The sequence below is a fragment of the Aeromonas sp. R10-2 genome (assembly GCF_040908445.1).
In the GTDB taxonomy this organism is placed as follows: Bacteria; Pseudomonadota; Gammaproteobacteria; order Enterobacterales; family Aeromonadaceae; genus Aeromonas; species Aeromonas veronii.
In genome coordinates, this window is record NZ_JBFODS010000006.1 from 1 (window position 1) to 18,855 (window position 18,855).

18 protein-coding genes and 2 tRNA genes are annotated in these 18,855 nt (G+C 60.1%); 13 read left to right on the forward strand and 7 right to left on the reverse strand.

The genetic code is table 11. The annotated features are described in order from the left end of the window. Positions 1 to 12 precede the first annotated feature (12 nt). The 4 genes from AB5Y97_RS00080 (at position 13) to yjjG (ending at position 2,619) form a co-directional block, all read left to right on the forward strand. Positions 13 to 89: transfer RNA gene (locus AB5Y97_RS00080), tRNA-Met, on the forward strand. An 87-nt stretch (positions 90 to 176) separates the two neighbouring features. After that, a tRNA-Met gene (locus tag AB5Y97_RS00085) sits at positions 177 to 253 on the forward strand. 171 nt (positions 254 to 424) lie between these two features. Then, positions 425 to 1,924 (forward strand): leucyl aminopeptidase family protein, encoded by a 1,500-nt coding sequence (locus AB5Y97_RS00090; protein ID WP_201946953.1) that lies wholly within the window; start codon positions 425 to 427, stop codon positions 1,922 to 1,924. 14 nt (positions 1,925 to 1,938) lie between these two features. After that, entirely contained in the window at positions 1,939 to 2,619 is a 681-nt protein-coding gene (gene yjjG, locus AB5Y97_RS00095) for a pyrimidine 5'-nucleotidase (protein ID WP_201946832.1), read from the forward strand. Between the two features lie 117 nt (positions 2,620 to 2,736). Here the strand turns inward: yjjG and AB5Y97_RS00100 are convergent, their stop codons facing one another. The 3 genes from AB5Y97_RS00100 to dusC all read right to left on the reverse strand — a co-directional run bounded on the left by AB5Y97_RS00100 (position 2,737) and on the right by dusC (position 5,028). Next, positions 2,737 to 3,456, reverse strand: coding sequence for an ABC transporter substrate-binding protein (locus tag AB5Y97_RS00100; protein WP_201946831.1), 720 nt, complete (start codon positions 3,454 to 3,456; stop codon positions 2,737 to 2,739). A 161-nt stretch (positions 3,457 to 3,617) separates the two neighbouring features. Beyond that, entirely contained in the window at positions 3,618 to 3,986 is a 369-nt protein-coding gene (locus AB5Y97_RS00105) for an RNA polymerase-binding protein DksA (RefSeq protein ID WP_019445807.1), read from the reverse strand. 97 nt (positions 3,987 to 4,083) lie between these two features. After that, the gene (gene dusC, locus AB5Y97_RS00110) at positions 4,084 to 5,028 is read right to left on the reverse strand and encodes a tRNA dihydrouridine(16) synthase DusC (RefSeq protein ID WP_201946829.1); all 945 of its coding nucleotides are present in this window, start codon (positions 5,026 to 5,028) and stop codon (positions 4,084 to 4,086) included. 123 nt (positions 5,029 to 5,151) lie between these two features. Between dusC and AB5Y97_RS00115 the strand changes: the two genes are divergently transcribed. The 5 genes from AB5Y97_RS00115 (at position 5,152) to nfo (ending at position 10,582) form a co-directional block, all read left to right on the forward strand. Further along, the gene (locus AB5Y97_RS00115; RefSeq protein WP_005352406.1) at positions 5,152 to 5,529 is read left to right on the forward strand and encodes a YbaN family protein; all 378 of its coding nucleotides are present in this window, start codon (positions 5,152 to 5,154) and stop codon (positions 5,527 to 5,529) included. 134 nt (positions 5,530 to 5,663) lie between these two features. Next, the gene (gene apt, locus AB5Y97_RS00120; RefSeq protein ID WP_201946828.1) at positions 5,664 to 6,209 is read left to right on the forward strand and encodes an adenine phosphoribosyltransferase; all 546 of its coding nucleotides are present in this window, start codon (positions 5,664 to 5,666) and stop codon (positions 6,207 to 6,209) included. Positions 6,210 to 6,381: 172 nt separating this feature from the next. Further along, positions 6,382 to 8,973, forward strand: a complete 2,592-nt coding sequence (gene dnaX / locus AB5Y97_RS00125; RefSeq protein WP_201946826.1) for a DNA polymerase III subunit gamma/tau — start codon at positions 6,382 to 6,384, stop codon at positions 8,971 to 8,973. 114 nt (positions 8,974 to 9,087) lie between these two features. Beyond that, positions 9,088 to 9,417, forward strand: coding sequence for a YbaB/EbfC family nucleoid-associated protein (locus AB5Y97_RS00130; protein ID WP_005333445.1), 330 nt, complete (start codon positions 9,088 to 9,090; stop codon positions 9,415 to 9,417). Positions 9,418 to 9,739: 322 nt separating this feature from the next. Further along, positions 9,740 to 10,582, forward strand: a complete 843-nt coding sequence (nfo, locus tag AB5Y97_RS00135) for a deoxyribonuclease IV (protein WP_368157002.1) — start codon at positions 9,740 to 9,742, stop codon at positions 10,580 to 10,582. A 95-nt stretch (positions 10,583 to 10,677) separates the two neighbouring features. On the opposite strand, the gene AB5Y97_RS00140 is transcribed toward nfo, so the two are convergent. Further along, positions 10,678 to 11,583, reverse strand: coding sequence for a LysR substrate-binding domain-containing protein (locus AB5Y97_RS00140; RefSeq protein ID WP_368157004.1), 906 nt, complete (start codon positions 11,581 to 11,583; stop codon positions 10,678 to 10,680). A gap of 102 nt (positions 11,584 to 11,685) precedes the next feature. Here AB5Y97_RS00140 and AB5Y97_RS00145 point away from each other — a divergent pair, with 102 nt between their 5' ends. From AB5Y97_RS00145 to AB5Y97_RS00160, 4 genes are all read left to right on the forward strand, one after another. After that, complete coding sequence (locus tag AB5Y97_RS00145) at positions 11,686 to 12,678, forward strand: TDT family transporter (protein WP_199415472.1); 993 nt, start codon at positions 11,686 to 11,688, stop codon at positions 12,676 to 12,678. A 259-nt stretch (positions 12,679 to 12,937) separates the two neighbouring features. Next, positions 12,938 to 13,927 (forward strand): lauroyl-Kdo(2)-lipid IV(A) myristoyltransferase, encoded by a 990-nt coding sequence (lpxM, locus tag AB5Y97_RS00150; RefSeq protein ID WP_031227861.1) that lies wholly within the window; start codon positions 12,938 to 12,940, stop codon positions 13,925 to 13,927. 150 nt (positions 13,928 to 14,077) lie between these two features. Next, on the forward strand, positions 14,078 to 15,073 hold the full coding sequence (locus AB5Y97_RS00155) for a lauroyl-Kdo(2)-lipid IV(A) myristoyltransferase (protein ID WP_162518405.1): 996 nt from the start codon (positions 14,078 to 14,080) through the stop codon (positions 15,071 to 15,073). 195 nt (positions 15,074 to 15,268) lie between these two features. Then, positions 15,269 to 16,129 (forward strand): PA4780 family RIO1-like protein kinase, encoded by an 861-nt coding sequence (locus AB5Y97_RS00160; protein ID WP_201946821.1) that lies wholly within the window; start codon positions 15,269 to 15,271, stop codon positions 16,127 to 16,129. A 60-nt stretch (positions 16,130 to 16,189) separates the two neighbouring features. On the opposite strand, the gene AB5Y97_RS00165 is transcribed toward AB5Y97_RS00160, so the two are convergent. The 3 genes from AB5Y97_RS00165 to AB5Y97_RS00175 form a co-directional block, all read right to left on the reverse strand. Further along, positions 16,190 to 16,720: a GNAT family N-acetyltransferase gene (locus tag AB5Y97_RS00165; protein ID WP_201946819.1), complete on the reverse strand. Its 531-nt coding sequence runs from the start codon at positions 16,718 to 16,720 to the stop codon at positions 16,190 to 16,192. Then, entirely contained in the window at positions 16,717 to 17,955 is a 1,239-nt protein-coding gene (locus AB5Y97_RS00170) for a GGDEF domain-containing protein (protein ID WP_201946817.1), read from the reverse strand. Before AB5Y97_RS00170 ends, AB5Y97_RS00165 begins: the two co-directional genes overlap by 4 nt. 263 nt (positions 17,956 to 18,218) lie before the next feature. Further along, positions 18,219 to 18,713: a prolyl-tRNA synthetase associated domain-containing protein gene (locus AB5Y97_RS00175; protein WP_201946815.1), complete on the reverse strand. Its 495-nt coding sequence runs from the start codon at positions 18,711 to 18,713 to the stop codon at positions 18,219 to 18,221. Between the last annotated feature and the right edge of the window lie 142 nt (positions 18,714 to 18,855).

Sequence of the window (18,855 nt, forward strand, 5' to 3'; positions counted from 1 at the left end):
TGACAATTCGGACGCGGGGTGGAGCAGCTCGGTAGCTCGTCGGGCTCATAACCCGAAGGTCGTCGGTTCAAATCCGGCCCCCGCAACCAACTTTTCGTCAGCCTGCGATTGTGTAAACAGTCGAAAGCAGACAAACGCCATCAAGCTACTGCTCGGCTTGAGGGTGACAATTCGGACGCGGGGTGGAGCAGCTCGGTAGCTCGTCGGGCTCATAACCCGAAGGTCGTCGGTTCAAATCCGGCCCCCGCAACCAATTTTCTGTACGTTCCCTTCCTGCATTGCCAATCATTGAACAATCCTTCTTGATGCTCGTCACCATCTGGTGATTGCTGCTATTTCTGACGCTTTTTCAAGACCAAAACTGGTCGTATCAACCATTTGTTGGGTATCATCAGGTATCTCTTCATGGATGAGGCACGCGCTTGTGATCACTCCCTTCACCTATCTTCCTCCTGCTATTGAAAGCCGGGATGCCACGCTGGCCGAAGCCCTTGCCCAAGGGCTGCCGTTGCAACTGCTGCTGATCGCCGAAGAGCAGAAGGAGTCCTTGCTTTCGCTCCCCGCCCTTGCGGGTCTCCAGACCCAGCTTGCGTTGGGGAAAAAAGCGCCCTTTACTCTGATGCATGGCAATACCCTGTTGCAGGTGATGTTTGTGGCCGGCAGTGTGACGCGGGATCACCGCCTCTATAAACAGATCAGAGGCTGGATTGCTCCTCTTTCTGGGCTTAATGTGGAGCGCCTCGGGTTGCATCTGGAAGGTTTTTCCCCCTCCGAGCGAGTGATGCTGGCCGAAGTGATGTTGTCAGCCCTGCTTGCTGCCAATATTTCGTTGCCCACCAGCAAGCGCCGCAGCGAAAGCAGCTGGAGCTACCAGCAGATCAAGGTTTCACCCGCGGTGGTGCTGGACTTGGCGCGCCTTTACAGCGAAGCGGGGGGTAACGGGTTGGCTCGCCATCTGGCGGTGTTGCCTGCCTCCGAGCTGACGGCCGCCAGCTATCGCGAGTTTGTCAGCAAGCTGGCGCAAGATGAGGGGTGGCAGTGCCATCACTATGATCAGGCGCAGCTGGCCGAGTTGGGGGCGGGGGCGTTTTTGGCCGTTGCTCGTGGTTCGGAAGACAATCAGGGGGCCATGGTCAAGCTCAGCTACTATCCACCCAAGCCAGTGCGCCGCATTGCGTTGGTGGGCAAGGGGATCTGCCACGACTCTGGCGGTTACAACCTCAAGGTCTCTGGCAGCATGTATGGCATGCATCTGGACATGGGGGGCAGTGCAGTGGCGCTTGGTACCCTCTACGCTATCAGCCGAGCCCAGTTGCCCTACGAGGTACACTGCTGGCTGGCCATTGCCGAGAACCATATCGGCCCTCACGCCTATCGCCCTGGCGAGGTGGTGACCGCCATCAATGGCACCTCCATCGAGGTGGTCGATACCGATGCCGAAGGGCGAATGGTACTGGCCGATACCCTGGCGATGGCGGTGCAGGATACTCCGGATCTGCTGCTCGATTACGCAACCCTGACCGGGGCCTGCAAACGGGCGCTGGGTAGCCGCTACAGCGGCGTCTTTACCAATCGCAGCGAATGGATGACATCGCTGGTCAATCTGGGTCAGCGCAGCGGCGAGCGGATCTGGCCCTTCCCGCTTGATGACGATTACGACGACAACATCGAAAGCGAGTGGGCGGATCTGTTGCAATGTGCGCCGGGCAGTTCGCCGGATCACATTGATGCGGCCCGTTTCCTCGCCCACTTCGTGCCCGAGCAGACCCCCTGGCTGCACTTCGACCTGAGCGGTTTTCGCAACAAGGGGGGCAATGGGGTGGTCTCCAGCGAAGTGACCGGCTTCGGCGTGCGTCTCACGCTGGATCTGCTGGCCAGCCCGCTTGGCAGAGTTGGTCGCCAAGCCTCTGAACAATCTGAATGATAACAAGGAGTTCTGTGAAACAACCAAGCTATGACTGGGTGCTGTTCGATTTGGATGAAACCCTGCTCGATTTTCCGGTCGCCTCCGCGCTGACGCACACCTTGCAGATCTATGGCGTACAGGCTGATGACGCCAGCATGGCGCAGTACCACGCTCTCAACCACGGGCTCTGGCAGCAGTACAACGACGGCGAGATCGATGCAACGGCGTTGCAGCAGACCCGCTTCTCCCTCTTTGCCCAGCAGGTTTCCGCCGATCCCATGGCGATGAACAACACCTTTCTAGAGCAAATCATTGCCCTTAGCATGCCTCTCGAAGGGGTGGTCGAGACCCTGCAGCAGCTACGCAGCAAGGTGCAGATGGGGATCATCACCAATGGTTTCAGCGTGCCTCAGCGGGGGCGGCTCGGCAAACTGGGCTGGAGCGAGTGGTTCGAGCCGCTGGTGATCTCCGACGAGATCCGGGTGACCAAGCCGGCGCCAGCTATTTTCCAGCACACCCTCTCCCTGATGGGGCAGCCAGATCCGGCCCGGGTGCTGATGGTGGGGGATAACCCGAAAACCGATATTGCCGGGGCGGCGGCGCAGGGGCTGGCAACCTGCTGGTACAACCCGGCGCGGCAAGCGGGCGAGTGCGATGCAACCCACGAAATCCACCACTTCGCCCACCTTGCCGACATTGTGTTGGGACGCTGATAGCCAGGCTTAACCCATCACGTTATCGGTGACCAAAACGTCCTGGCAAGTTGCAACCAGGGTTGTTTGAAACAGGATTGGGTTTGCTTGAGACTGCAAGGGGAGCTGATGCTCCCCTTACTTATGAGTGTTTTCCTGTGAATGCAGGGATCTGAACTGGTAGCGATCGAGGATCTGCTGATAGTCGGGGCTCTGTTTCAATTGATCGATAGCCTGATTGATCCGCTGCAGTTGCGCCTCAGTGGTGCTCTCTTTGCTCAGCATCAGGTGAACAGGTGTCTGTTCGATATGCAGCAGAATATACAGTTTGTCCTGCACGCCATCCTTACCCTGCCACTCCTGCAGTCCGTGGGGATCCAGAATAAACCCCTGGATCCGTCCCCCTTGCAACATCTTCAGCAGCTGATCCAGCCGCAGGCGCATCTGCAGACGGGGCTGCAGCTCGGGCCTTGCCATCAACTGGCGGAAGGTATTGCCGTAATCAAAGCCCTTGAGCACCCCGATATGAAAGTCAGGGGTGTTGATCAACTGCTCCAGGGTGGTGATCCCGCGCCAGCGAGCGGCATCTTGCCGACGGATGACGATGGCCGTCTCCTCTTCCCGATAGGGGTGGCTGAAGCGGGCATATTGCTGCCGCTCGGCGGTGATATTGGCTGACATGGCCAGTTGAACCGTGCCGAATTTCAGCTCGTGCAACACGCGAGCCCAGGGCATTTCACTGAATCTGGCCTGATAACCGGCACGCAGGAAGATGGCGTTGAGCAGCTCCACATCCAGTCCGCGGAGCTGTTGCTGTTCATTGCGATAACTGAAGGGCTGCCAGTCGACCCAGCCCACGACCAATGACTCTTGTGCCGTAGCCTGGCAACACAAACACCATAACAACAAGAGTCTGTACACAACGCATACCCTCGAACAGGCTGATACGGTTGAGTATTGGACAGGAACGACGGAGTAACCAGTGCTGAGGGTTGAGCGGATGCACAGATGTGCATCCCTCACAGTTCGTGGGCGTGGAATCCCTTGCGATAGCGGGCTTCGCAGCGCGGGCAGCGTTGCAGAGTCGGATCCTGTTCCAGCTGTTCGATGGAAAGCGGCTCTTCACAATCAGAGCAGAGGCCATAGAGGCCAAGATCCATCTGGCAGAGTGCCGCATCGATCCGCTTGAGGCGGGCCACACTCTGCTCTACCTTCGGCAGATCCAGTCGGCTGGTCAGTTCCACCAGTTGATCCTGCTCGCAGTGACCTACTTGCTCGGCCCACTCGTCACGGCGGCAGGCTTTGAGCTGACCGATCAGCGTTTCTCGTACTTGGGCCCAGTCTGACAGCAGGCGATTACGCCAGACAGTCAACTGTGCTTGCGTCATTTCACACACATTATCCCCCACAGGACAGACGACAGATTCGGGGCAGTATAGGGATCCGATAACTCTATCAAGATGATATGCGTCAAGTTAAACGTGGTTAGCCGTGGCTTTTGGCTGCTTGCAGCAGGGCATCGCGGATCGGATCCGTCTCTTTGAGCACCCGGATCTCCTGAAACAGCTGGTCCGCTTCGGGATATTCCCGCTTGAGATAGCTGAACCACTGTTTGATGCGGCTGGGGTAGTAGTCGGCTTTTTCGCTGGCCAGATCCTGCTCGGTATAGCTCACCATCAACTGCAGCACCTCGGCCCAGTTCATGTGCGGGCAGCCGGTTTTCATCACATTGGCCAGATTGGGCAGGGAGATGGCGCCGCGCCCGACCATCAGGGCATCGCAACCCGAGACCCTGGCGCAGGTGAGGGCATCTTTATGATCCCAAATTTCGCCGTTGGCGGTGACGGGGATGGGCAGGGCGCGGCGAATGGCGTCCACATATTCCCAGTGGGCGGGGGCCTTGTACCCTTCGCGCTTGGTGCGCGCATGAACGGCCAGCTCGTTGGCGCCCCCCTGGAAGACCGCCTGAGCGTTCTCCAGATAGAGATCCTTGTCATCGTAACCGAGGCGAATTTTGGCGCTCACCGGCAGATGGGAGGGTACTGCGTCACGCACCGCCTTGACGATGCGGTAGATGGTCTCGGGCTCTTTGAGCAGCACCGCACCGCCCTTGCTCTTGTTGACCGTAGGGGCGGGACAGCCGAAGTTGAGATCGACGCCGGGGGAGCCCAGCTCGACAGCGCGCACGGCGTTCTCGGCCAGCCACTCAGGGTGTTGCCCCAGCAGTTGTACCCGCACCGGGGTGCCTGCGCGGGTTTTGCCATCTTGCAGCAGTTCAGGGCAGAGGCGGTAGAACACCTTGGCGGGCAGCAGCTGATCGACGACCCGGATAAACTCGCTCACGCAGAGATCGTAATCATTGACGGAGGTGAGTACCTCCCGCATCAGGTGATCCAGTACCCCCTGCATGGGGGCCAAAATAACGCGCATAACGGCTTTCCGACGAGAGTGGGGAGAAAAAAGAGCGCAGATTGTAGTGGGGTTGCGGCCTGCTGTCAGCACCCGCTCAAACTCTGTTAGGCTAGAGGGAGATAAATCACGCAAGGAGAAGGAATGAAGCGTTGGTGTCTGATGGCGCTCGGGTGGCTGGCATTTGCCACTGGTATTGTGGGCATTGTGCTGCCGCTCTTGCCGACTACCCCCTTCATGTTGCTGGCTGCCGCCCTGTTTGCCCGCTCGTCGCCCCGTTTTCATCGCTGGTTGCTGACCCATCCCTGGTTTGGCCCGCCCATCGTGGATTGGCAGCAGTATCGCGGCATTCGTCGTCAGGCCAGACGGCGCGCCATTATCTTCATTTTGCTCACCTTTTCGGTGTCGCTGGCGGTGGTGCCACTGCTGTGGGTCAAGGGGCTGCTGGTTGTCATAATGGTGATCCTGCTCACCTGGTTAATGCGTCTGCCGGTGCTGGAGCCAGTTGCAATGGTGAAGTGAAGTCCCTAAGCTATTGCAGCAATAATGCTATGGAGTCGGCCTGTCATTTTTGCGTGACAGGCTTTTTTATTTCCCGCAGAAGGGAATTGAGAAAAAATGGCCACCCCTGGGTCAAAAAAATAAGCGGTCAACACATGAATCCGGAAACCCTGAAATTTATCGAAGCAAGCATCAAGACCATTCCCGACTATCCGAAGCCGGGCATTCTGTTTCGTGACATCACCAGCCTGATTGAGAACGCCGATGCCTTCAAGGCCACTATCGATCTGCTGGCCAATCATTATCGTGATCAAGGGATCACCAAGATTGTTGGCACCGAAGCTCGCGGCTTCATCTTTGGCGCGCCGGTTGCCTATGCCATGGGGCTGGGCTTCGTGCCGGTCCGCAAGCCGGGCAAGCTGCCGCGCGAAGTGATCGAGGAGTCCTATGCCCTCGAGTACGGCACCGACACCCTGCAACTGCACACCGATGCCATCGTGCCCGGTGACAAGGTGCTGGTCGTGGACGATCTGCTGGCGACCGGCGGTACCGTCGATGCGACCGTCAAGCTGATCCGCCGCGCCGGTGGTGAAGTGGCCGATGCGGCCTTCATCATCTCCCTGCCGTCTCTGGGCGGCGATGCCCGTCTGACTGCCGCTGGCATCAAGGTGGCCTCACTGGTCGAGCTGGCCGGCGAGTAATGCCTCTTCGGCCCGATCCTCTGCATTGGGCCTGCATTGAACCGGTGCCCTTGCGGGCATCGGTTTGAAAATCAAGCGATCCCTCCCGCTCTGACCGATAGCCGATACAGCCAGCCCGCCATTTGTGTTAGCATCCGGCCTCAATGCCCTGTCTTCCCTGCATGATGGATTTATGAGCTATCAGGTTCTGGCGCGTAAATGGCGCCCCCATACGTTTGAACAAGTGGTAGGCCAGCAACATGTGCTGACCGCCTTGACCAACGCCCTGGATCAGGGACGGCTGCATCACGCCTATCTGCTGAGCGGTACCCGCGGGGTCGGCAAGACCACCATCGCCCGTATTCTGGCCAAGAGCCTCAACTGCGAGCAGGGGATCAGCAGCCACCCGTGCGGCGTCTGTGATACCTGCCGCGAGATCGATCAGGGCAACTTTGTCGACCTGCTGGAGATTGACGCGGCGTCGCGAACCAAGGTGGAAGATACCCGCGAGCTGCTCGACAACGTGCAGTACCGTCCGGCCCGCGGCCGCTTCAAGGTCTATCTCATCGATGAAGTGCACATGTTGTCGCGTCACAGCTTCAACGCGCTGCTGAAAACCCTGGAAGAGCCGCCCCCCTATGTGAAGTTTCTGCTGGCCACCACGGATCCGCAGAAGTTGCCCATTACCATTCTCTCGCGCTGTCTGCAGTTTCATCTGAAGAGTCTGGATCAGACCCAGATCGCCAAGCAGCTCGAATGGGTGCTGGATCAGGAGGGGCAGCCCTTCGAACCACGCGCCCTGCTGGCCCTGGCCAAAGCCGCCGACGGCAGTATGCGAGATGCCCTGAGCCTGACCGATCAGGCGCTGGCCCACGGCAATGGCAGCGTGCGCCTCGAGAGCGTGCTGGCGATGCTGGGCACGCTCGATCACCGCCATCTGCACCAGCTGCTGGAAGCCATTTTGCGGCAAGATGCCCCCGCGACTATGGCCAAGATCACCGAGATCGCCACCCTGGGCCCCGATTTTGATCAGCTCCACGCCGAGCTGGAAGGTTTGCTCCATCGCATCGCCATGGCGCAACTGCTGCCTGCCAGTGTGCAGGAGCAGGGGGCGGATGCTGATTCCCTGCTGCAACTGGCCAAGGCGATGAGCCCGGAAGAGGTGCAGCTCTGCTACCAAATTGTGCTAGGTGGCCGTAAAGATCTGCCCTGGGCTCCCGATGGCCGCACCGCGCTGGAGATGACCTGCCTGCGGATGCTCGCCTTCTCGCCCCGGCGCGATGCCCTGCATCCGGCCAGCCTCACTGCGTTGCCCCCGTCAATGACGAGCAATGCGGCGAGCAGCGCCACTCCGGTAGCCTCCTTGCCGGGAAAGCGCCCGGCCGCTGAATCGGCCGCAGTGGCACCGATCAGCGGCGCCGTGCCTGCACCGCTAGCCAGCCCTGTTGCCACCAGTGCCGTGCCCGCGGTTGATGTCTCCCTGCCTGCGATGACGAATGATATCGGCAACCCCGCCGATAGCGAGGAGGAGGCGCAAGCCGCCGAGCTGTTCAGCCAGCAGGATGAGCTGCTGCGTGAAGCCGCAGGCATGGGGTATCAACCCGAGCCCGCGTTGACCCATGCGCAGCCCGATGCGCCAGCGCACTCAGCTGCACAGCCCGCAGATGCTGATGAACAAGCTTCTGCCGCAGCCTACGCGGACCATTCCCGTAGCGAGCCGCTGACCGCCCCCTTCGATCCCGCGCGCGAACCGACAACCACGCCGGTTAGCGCACCTGAAGCTGTTTCAGCGGTATCGAGCATGCAGAGCCTGCTTGGCAAGCGAAACATGCTGCGCAGCCGCCAGCGTGGTCAGGAAGCCCCAGCGGCGCCCGCGCCGCGCGCAGTACCGGTTGCGCCAGCTCGTCCTGTCGCGCCCGCTGCTGCACCGGCCGTCACCCAACAACCTGCTCCGGTCAGCCAATCGGCCGGGCAGGGGATGGCGGCGATGGGTCACTATGATGATCTGCCGCCAGTAGATCTCTATGGCGACGGTTACGAGCCGCAGGGTGACAACGGGGCATACGAAGAGTACCTCAATCAGGGCTTTGCCGGGCAGACTCCGGTGATGAGCCACGCCCCTGTCACGGCTCCGGCCCAGCCAACCGATCTGCCACCCTGGGATCTCGACGGGCAGCCGAGCTATCGACCCGGTGAGCGCAGCGCTGCGGCGCCAGCGGTGACGCCCACCCCAGCGACCCAGCCGCCCGTTGTTACCACGGCGGTGGCTGCTGCCCCTGTGACGCAGGATGAACCCCCTCAACCAGTGATGGAGACCATCGACTGGGATGAGCTCGAAAGCGACAGCGAGCCGCAAGAGGGGGAGGCGACTCGCCTTATCCCCTCCTCGCTGCTCAATGGTTGCGGCGACCCTTGGGCCGAGTTGATCGCTCACACTCAGGTGGGAGGGCGGCTGCGCCAGCTGGCCATCAACTCGGTGATGACGCGGGAAGGGGACAAGGTACTGCTAACCCTCAAGCCCGAGCAGCGCCATCTGGTGAGCGACAAGGCGCGCGCCGATCTGGCCGAGATCATCGGGCCGGCGCTGGGTCAACCGGTGCAGGTTGAGGTGACGCTCGGTGTGGTGCCTGACCAGGAGACCCCCCTCGAGATCGAACACCGCCTCTATCTCGGGGTGCGCGAGCAGGTGACCCGGGATCTGGAGCAGGATCCCAACGTGCAGTTTTTAGTTCAGCGGTTTGGTGCCGTGCTTCATCACGAGAGCATCGAGCCCCTCAACCGCTAAATTCCGTGGCCGGGAGCTTGCTTCCGGTTGAAAAGCAGTTTGGCTGTCCCCATCTAGGACAGACAAGCCCACAGCCCGGCGCTGGATGCCGGATTTCAAGACGAGAGACGACATATGTTTGGTAAAGGTGGAATGGGGAACCTGATGAAACAGGCCCAACAGATGCAAGAGCGTATGCAGAAGGCGCAGGAGCAGCTGGCTCAGATGGAAGTGACCGGTGAAGCCGGTGCGGGCATGGTCAAGGTCACCATGACCGGTAGCCACAGCGTCCGTCGCATCGAGATCGACCCCTCCCTGATGGAAGATGACAAGGAGCTGCTGGAAGATCTGGTTGCTGCCGCTTGCAACGATGCCGTGCGTCGTGTGGAAGAGCAGAACAAGGCCAAGATGGGCGAACTGACCGGTGGCATGCAACTGCCGCCGGGTTTTAAAATGCCCTTCTAAGGCGACTCTCCCCGCGCATTCTTGCTCCCTTGTCGCTGGCCATTCGGGCCACGGCAAGGGGGACGGCCGAGAGAGCCAAAGACGCAGCGTTATTGCTCAGGCGATACGCTGCGTTTTTTATGGGCAGCCATGCTGGCGTGGACGGGCTCTAACTATCCCTTCTGCGGAGCGGTTGCGACAGTGCAGGCCGATTACGCCATGAAACGCAGTGCTTCGATTCGCCAAGGTGGCGCTATTTGTCGATACCCGCTATCGGATATCCCGGTTTGGCGTGGCCGGGCGGGAGCGGCATAATGGCGGCTTGCCGTATTGAGGAGATTGTATGAAATATATTGGAGCCCACGTCAGTGCGGCCGGCGGGGTGGAAAATACCATCGCCCGCGCCCAGGCCATCGGGGCCAACGCGTTTGCCCTCTTTACCAAGAATCAACGTCAGTGGCAGGCGGCGCCCTTGTCGGATGCCACCATCCGTGCCTTCAAGGCGGCCTGTGACAAGGCCGGTTTTCTGCCGGAGCAGATCCTGCCCCACGACAGTTACCTCATCAATCTGGGCCACCCGGATCCCGATGGTCTGGCCAAATCCCGCGATGCGTTTCTCGACGAGATGAAACGCTGCGAGCAGCTGGGGCTTTGCTATCTGAACTTCCATCCCGGTAGCCATCTCAAGCAGATCCCAGAGGCGTCCAGCCTCAAGTTGGTGAGCGAGTCCATCAACTGGGCGTTGGAGCGCAGTGCATGGGTGACGGCGGTGATCGAGAATACCGCTGGGCAGGGGACCAACCTCGGCTGGTCGTTCGAGCACCTCGCCACCATCATCGAGGGGGTGGAGGACAAGAGCCGGGTCGGGATCTGTTTCGATACTTGCCACGCCTTTGCCGCTGGCTACGATCTGCGCACCGCCGAGAGCTGCGCTGCCGTCTTTGCCGAGTTCGACCGCACGGTGGGTTTTCACTATCTCAAGGGGATGCATATCAACGGCGCCAAGTGCACCTTCGGTAGCCGGGTCGATCGCCACCACAGCTTGCGGGAGGGCAATCTGGGGGAGGCTGTTTTCCACCACATCATGAATGATGATCGCTTCGATCGCATTCCGCTGATCCTCGAGACCATAGACGAGTCCATCTGGGGCGATGAGATCAGCTGGTTGCGCAGTCTGGCGCAGTGATACCGAGCAAGCGAATCAAAGAGAGGGAGCCGTGGCTCCCTCTCTGCTTTTTCCATCATTGGCGGGCGGCCTGTCAGCGGCGCTCCGAGCGCGCGTTACTCTGCGCGGCTCACCTCGGCATCCTTCACCTGAGCCCGGCAGAAGTGGATAAAGTGGCGCAGGGAGGTGGAGTGGTACTTCTGCTTGTGCCAGATAAGGGAGAGCTGGCGCGGGAAGCGGCGGGAGAGGGGCAGGGCGATCAGCCGCCCATCTGCCAGGCGATCCGAGGCTGCCAGCCGGGAGATAAAGGAGATACCAAGCCCCTTCTCCACCGCCAGCATCACCGCCTCCAGGGTGTTGAGTTCAAGCCCTGGTTGCCTGCGGGGCAGCTCGGGCTGGATCTGCTGGATAAATTGCTCGCGGCTGCCCGATTGTGCTTCACGCAATACCCAGGTCTCGCCCCCCAGACGGGAGAGGGAGAGCTCCTTCTTGTTGGCAAGCGGGTGACCGGGTGGGGCCACCACCAGCATCTCGTCCTGCAGCCAGGGTTCGGCGAGCAGGTCGGGGTGGTGGTTCTCCCCCTCGATCAGTGCCATATCCAGCTCGAAGTTGGCCAGCGCATGGCAGAGCAGGTGAGTGTTGTTGATGGTCACCTTGGGGGGGAGCCCCAGCTCCTGTTTGCTGCTGGCGAGCAGGGTAGGGAGCAGGTAGTTGCCGATGGTCTGGCTGGCACCAAGGCGCAGCTGGCCGCTCGGTTCGGCATCGGGACTGAACAGGTTCTCGATATCCTGCATCCGGGTCAGCAGCTCTTCGGCGGCCGGTTGCAGCAGGCGCCCCTCGTTATTGAGCTGCAATCTGGGGTGAATGCGGTCAAACAACGGGGTGGAGAGCTGGCGCTCCAGCTCCTGCAGCGACTGGGAGACGGCCCCCTTGCTCAGGCAGAGCTCGTTGGCGGCAAGGCCAAGGTTTCCATAGCGGGCAATGGTGGCGAACACTTTCAGCTGCTGCAGGGTCAGTTTCATCGTGTTTGGTTTTCCTGAATGATTGATTTAATTCATTTAGATATCGTAAACGATAAGGGGGCATTATCCTATCGCCATAGTCATCAATAGAAAGGTGTCATCATGATCGCAAGAACCCGTAAATCACTGGCTGCCGCCCCAACCCCCATGGCGGGTCTGGCGCTGGGCATCGCCAGCCTTGGTTGGTGTTGGGAAAATGCCGGTCACTTCGATGGCCGGATGCAACTGCTGGGCGCTGCCATTGCTGCCGTGCTGCTGGTGATCCTGACCTTCAAGTTTCTGCTTCACCCCCGCCTGCTGTTGCAGGATCTCGCTCACCCTGTGGTGGGCAGTGTGGTGCCGACCTATGCCATGGGCACCATGGTGGTCTCCAAAGCGCTGGGTATGCTTGCGCCGCAAGCGGGCGAGGCCCTCTGGCTGTTTGCCGTGGCGGTTCACCTGCTGTTCCTGGCCACCTTTATCTGGCATCGCGCCAAAGAGTTTGAAATCCACCACATGGTGCCGAGCTGGTTCGTGCCGCCTGTGGGGATCATCGTGGCTGACGTCGCCTTCCCGGGTGGTCAGTTTGCCCCGTTGGCCAACGGTCTGCTCTGGTTCGGGATCATCTGCTATGGCCTGATGCTGCCGCTGATGCTCTATCGCCTGATCTTCAGCCATGAAGTGCCGGATGCCGCCAAACCGACCATCGCCATTCTGGCGGCCCCTGCCAGCCTCTCTCTGGCCGGTTACCTGACCGTCAGCCAGGAGCCGTCACTGCTGCTGGTGGCTGTGCTGCTGGGGATCGCCATCCTGATGACCGGCATCATCTATCTGGCCTTTATCAAACTGCTGCGTCTGCCCTTTTCGCCGGGTTATGCCGCCTTCACCTTCCCGCTGGTGATCGGTGCCACCGCTCTGTTCAAAGTGGCCCATCTGGTTGAAGGGTTTGCGCAAGGGAGTCACTACGTCGAGCAGATCAGACTGCTGGCCCACTTTGAGCTGGGGGTGGCTACCGTGATCGTCGGGTATGTGGCACTGCGTTACCTGATGTTTTTTCTGCCGCAGCGTAATACCGAAATGAATAACGGCATGGCCCGCCAGGGTGCTCACCGTTAAATCTTGAAGAAGATGTGACATCGGGAAATGGATAAGCAGTGCGCTCCGAGAGCGACGGGATAAACGACCAGTCATACGATGGATGGACAAAGAGCCTCCACCCTGGTTGTGTAACGAGCAAAATGCCCCGCAGTGCGGGGCATTTTTTTATGGTTTTTTGATGTGGCGCCCGTGGCGGGCTATTTGCCATGGATTTAACTGGTATTACCTGTCAGGACGACTACAATGCAGCACCACTTTTTTTGCTCGACCCCGATACATGTCGTCCCAAGATCCCGTATTTGACTCCTCTTTTGAAGCCCGTTTTCTCCATCCCCGCTACTGGTTCAGCTGGTTGGCGCTCGGCGTGCTGATGTTGCTCGCCTTTGTGCCGGTGCGATTGCGCGACCGTTTGGCCGAAGCCTTGGCACCGCTGGTGTTTCGTATCTCGAAAAAACAGATTTATATCGCCAGAACCAATCTGGAGATTTGCTTCCCGGACAAGAGCCCGGAAGAGCGGGATGCCATTGCACTGACCTCGATCCGGGTCGGGCTCAAGAGTCTGTTGGGATTTGGCGAGTTCACCATGCGCAGTCAGCGTTATCTGATGAGCCGGATGCAGGTGATCGGTTGGGAGCATATCGAGGCGGAGCGGGCGGCCGGCCGTCCGGTGATCCTGGTGGTGCCCCATACCTGGCCGGTGGATGCCGCCGGTTACTGCTTCACCCAGCGCGGGGTGCCCATGTGCACCATGATGAAACGGGCGCGCAATCCGGTGTTTGACTGGCACCTCAACCGTGCACGAGCCAAGAACGGTTGCCGCGTCTATGAGCGCAGCGCCGGGATCAAGGCGGTGATCAGGACCATCAAGAGCGGTCGCAGCTTCTTCTATCTGCCGGATCAGGATCATGGCCGCGAGAAGAGCATCTTCGCCCCCTTCTTTGGCTATCCCAAAGCGACCCTGCCTGCCTTGCCCCGTCTGGTGCAGGTCAGTGGCGCCAAGGCGGTGCCGCTGCTCGCCTGCTATGACGAAGCGAACCACTGCTACCGGCTGGAGATTGAGGCACCGTTCGACAACTATCCCACCGAGGATGTGATGGCCGATACCTGTCGCATGAACGACATGGTGCAACAGCAGCTGATGCGCCATCCGGGCCAGTACATGTGGTTCCTCAAGATCTTCGATACCCGTCAGGATCAGGAGGGGCTGGATGGCCTTTACGAGGCGGGGATCCAGCGGATCCGCAAGGGATTGTCGCCCCACGGCTGACCCAGAATTTGCGTTGATTGAAATGGCCCCAGGTGGGCCATTTTTTATGATAACTAGTCTGATCAGTGCCTTGCAGGTCGATGGCCATCCTCCCCAGGGTAGAAAAAAATGTCAGGATAACTACAATAACCGTTTGTTTTTGATGACTTGATGGCCGCCATGTCTGCGTTAGATCCGGTATTTGATACCTCATTTCATAGCCGCCTGCTGCATCCCAAATGGTGGGGCAGCTGGTGTGCGCTGGGCCTGCTTTCCCTGCTGGCATTTACCCCCGCGAGACTGAGGGATCGCTTTGCCGATCTGGTCTCTCCAACCCTGCTGCGTTTTTCGAAAAAGCAGGCCTATATCGCCGATACCAACCTCAAGATCTGCTTTCCCGAGCTGGATGCCGCAGCACGTCAGGCGCTGCTGCTCAAATCGATCCGGGTCGGGCTCAAGACCTTTATGGGCTTTGGCGAGCTCAGCTGGCGCAGCAAGGCGCGGCTGACCCGCCGCATCAAGGTCACCGGCTGGGAGCATGTGCAAGCGGAGCAGGCTGCGGACCGCCCGGTGATCCTGGTGGTGCCTCATACCTGGGCGGTCGACATGATTGGCCGCTACTTCTCCATGATGGGCATCGAGATGTGCACCATGATGAAGAGCCCGAAAGATCAGGTGTTCGACTGGTACATCAACCGCGAGCGGGCCAAAGGGGGCAAGGTGTACGAGCGCAGCGCCGGGATCAAGCCGGCGATCAAGTCGATCCGCGCTGGTGCCAGTTTCTTCTACCTGCCAGATCAGGATCACGGCCGCGAGGCGAGCGTGTTTGTTCCCTTCTTTGGCCGCCCCAAAGCAACCCTGCCAGCCTTGCCCAAGCTGGTGAAATTGACCGGTGCCAGGGCCGTGCCCATCTTCGCCAGCTATGACGAGGATGAGGGACGCTATCTGCTGGAGATCGAGCCGCCGTTTGACCCTTATCCCACCGCCGATCTGCTGGCAGACGTCAATGCCATGAATCGGGTGGTAGAGATGCAGGTGGCGCGCCATCCCGAGCAGTACATGTGGTTTCTCAAGATCTTCGAAACCCTGGAGCATCAGGAGGGGGATGACGGCCTCTATGAAGCGGGGATCCAGCGCATTCGTCAGGGTTTGCCGCCCGAACCTTGAAAATTGGCCCGCTTGCGGGCCATTTTTGTTGGTACAGGGGGCTCGCGCTTATGGCCCGCTGCTGGTGGTTTTTAAGGCGAACGGGTGGACAAAAACAGCGCAAACAGGGGATAACAGGGTGTCTTATGAAAGGGAGAGGCAGGTGAGCGTGCGCGGAGCTATCTTCGAGAGCGGAAATAGGGTAAAAGGGCGGCCATGAAAATTCCAAATCGAATCCAACCTCTGGTTGATGACGGCCTGGTCGATGAGGTCGTCAGCCGGTTGATGAGCGGCAAAGAGGCCGACGTCTATGTGGTGCGCTGCGGCGACGAGATCCGCTGCGCCAAAGTCTATAAAGAGGCGTCCAAGCGCAGCTTCAAGCAGGCCGTGGTCTATCAGGAGGGGCGCAAGGTGCGTAACAGCCGCAGCGCTCGCGCCATGGAGAAGGGCTCCAAGTACGGCCGCAAGCAGCATGAAGAGGTGTGGCAGAACACCGAGGTCGACGCCCTGTTCAAGCTGGCGGCGGCCGGTGTGCGGGTGCCGCAGCCCTATGTCTGCCTCGATGGCGTCCTCTTGATGGAACTTATCACCGATGAGGATGGCAATGTTGCGCCGCGCCTCAACGATGTGGCACTCACCCCCGAGCAGGCGGTCATCGACCATGCCAAGGTGATCCGCTATGTGGTGCGGATGCTCTGCGCCGGTCTTATTCACGGCGATCTTTCCGAGTTCAACGTGCTGGTGGATGAGCAGGGCCCCGTGATCATCGATCTGCCGCAGGTGGTGGATGCCGCCGCCAACAACCAGGCCAAGGCGATGCTGGAGCGGGACGTCAACAACATGCGCAACTACTACGGCATGTATGCCCCCGAGCTGCTCAAGACCCGTTATGCCCAGGAGATGTGGGCGCTGTTTGAAGATGGCAAACTCACCCCCGATAGCGAGCTGAGCGGCCACTTTGAAGAGAGCCGCGCCGCCATCGATCTCGATTCGGTGCTGCAGGAGATCGAGAGCGCCGAGGAGGAGGCCTATGCCCGTCAGGCCCGGATGAAGGCGGAGCAGGAAGACAGCTACTAACGGTCTTGCCACGTTCGCAAAAAGAGCGCCTTCGGGGCGCTCTTTTTATTACTGCTGCGGCTATGGTCGGCTGGGGCTGGGGCTGGGGGCTAGCTGATACATCTCCAGCCAGTTGCGATCCCCCGGATGGAAGCGCCGCCCCAGCCACACGCCACCGGCTGCTGTAATGACCTTGCGGGAAGCCAGATTATCTTCGCCGCAGCTGATCAGCACCGGCGCTGCCAGTATCTGTTGTTGCACCCAGCGCAGCAGCATGGTCGCGGCCCCTTCGCCACGGCGAGAGGGGCGGGTTTCGTAACCGATATGACCCAGCCACTGGCGGGTTGCCTCATTGTCACCGTGACGCAGACGCAGGGTGGCGATGATCTCCTCGCCATCAAGGGCAAAATAGGTGGTGGTCGGCAGGTATCCACTGGGCAAGTTGCGCCCTTTGGCGTGGTCCAGCAGGCTCTGTAGCCAGCCGTCCGGGTCAAATTGCGCCACCTGATAGAGCGGCTGTCCGTCCTCGGCGCATTCGGTGACATAGCGCCGGTAAGCCGGGGTATCTGCCAGCCTGGCCGGTCGGCACTGCAGAGCGAGCACTGCGCTCATGACAGGAGCGCACAAGGCAGCAGCGGCTGCGGCTCGTTGTGGTGGAGCTCCTGTACGCAGGCCCGTTGCCTTCCAGCCTGTTTGGCGGCGTAAAGGGCCAGATCCGCGCGCAGGTAGGCCGCTTCAAACCCCTCGTCAGGGTGTAGCGAGGTGAGGCCGATGCTGAGGCTGATGGGGCCACCGGCCAGCGCCCGGGTCGCCTCGGCGATCTGCTGTTGCAGGCTGTGACAGTAGTCGGGCAGGGTCTGCGGGTCCGCCATCAGCAGCAGGGCCAGCTCATCGCCGCCAAGCCGACCGGCCATGCCCTCAGAAGGCAGGGTATTGGCGATCACCCGACCCACGGCCCGCAGCATGGCATCACCGGCGGGGTGGCCGTGGCGGTCGTTGATCTGTTTGAAGTTGTCCAGATCGATCAGCAGCAGCTGGCTGGGGCTCCTCACCTCGCGGGCACGCAGGGCAACCTGGCGTTCGAAATAGTGGCGGCTGAACAGGCCAGTCAACTCATCCTGATTGGCGCGCCGCTCCAGCTTGCGCTGGGTGGCCAGCAAGGCTTGCTGTTGGCGGGTGTGGACCAGGCTCAGCAGCAGATAACTGCGGGCGATGGTAAAGAGCAGGCTGAGCAGGATCACAGGCCCGAGCAGCGGGTCGGTGAAGGAGTTGGCCGCCAGCTCCGGTTGCCAGAGGTGTTTGGCGATCCGCAGTAGTTGCAACAGCAGTTGCAGGCCAAGCAGCAGAATGGCAAAGCGCAGCACCCGATAGACAGGGGCCAGCCGTTGGTAGCGCCAGAGCTGCCAGATAAGCAGCGCAATCTGCAGCGAGAGCACGCCGGAGAGCACGATGATCCGGCTGTGCACATCAAAGAGGGGTTGCTGCAGGGCGGTCAGGGCAAACAGGACGAAACCGCCGAGGGTAACGGCGGGCAGCAGCCAGCCCAGTTGGTCGGCTTCACGGCGAAAGAAGTGGCGCATCCCCCGTTCATAGAGCAGGGTGGTCGACATCAACAGCAGGTTGGTGCAGAGAATATTGGCAAGGGATGCATTTCCCTCAAGGGGGCGCAGCAGCAGGCAGCAAAAAGCCCCTGCGATCACCAGTTCCCCCGCTGACCAGTAGATCAATGCCCTGATCTGGCGATGGGTGTGCCACATGGTGGCGAAAATGGTGGCGACCCCCACATGTGACAGCGTGACGAACAGCACCAGACTCAACAACTGGGCCGAGGAAAACAGACTTGGCATCAAGGGGCTCTCTGGGAAGTCACCTGTGAACGAACAGGCGATGGGGTATCGCCCGCTGGCAGTGGCCGATCACAACATGAATCCAACCTATTATCAATGGGTTAAATGGCCGAATGTGCTCACCTCCGACTTCTTGCACGATGGCAATTGCTGACTCGATTTATCAGCGCATAAGGAGCCATTTTATTGCCTTGTCAGTCAATTTCGCTGCGTGAAAGGTGGTTGTGTTGGAGGCAGGGTGCACCCAATCGCCAGACGTTGTGCTAATTGCAGGTTGCAGCAGGCAAGCGCATGACGGTGGCCTCACGACCGAGGTTGGCCAGCAGACGGCGCACGTCGTTGAGGCGGATGATCAGAGTCGCGGTGTTGACCAACGGATGGCACTGCACCTGTTCGGCCTGCCAGATGGCCTCGTCTATCACCAGCTCTACCGCTTTTTCCCTGTCGCGCACCATGGCGAGCAGGGTTACCGAGCCCGGGGTAAGGCCGAGCACCGCATCGAGCCGCTCGGGGGAGCCAAAGCTCAGCCGCTTGACGCCGAGCATGGTTGCCAGCGCCTTGAGATCGACCCGGTGATCCTCCTGACTCACCACCAGAAACAGCCGCTCGCTTTTCGGATCGCGCAAAAAGAGGTTCTTGGTCTTGGCGGCGGGCAGGTCGGGCAGCAGCCTGCTCGCCTCCTCACAGGTAAACACCGGAGGATGGTCAAAGCGCTGGTAGGGGATAGCCAGCTGATCCAGCAGGGAATAGATTGCCACAAAGACTCCTTTCGTCGGCGAAGAGTGGTCAGAACGGGATGGGCGGGAATAACGACCGGATCGAGCTTACCAGTTTGACTCCCGCCTCGCAGCCAGCGTGACGATTGCGAGCAGGCACTGTATGAACGTACAATAGTCCAAT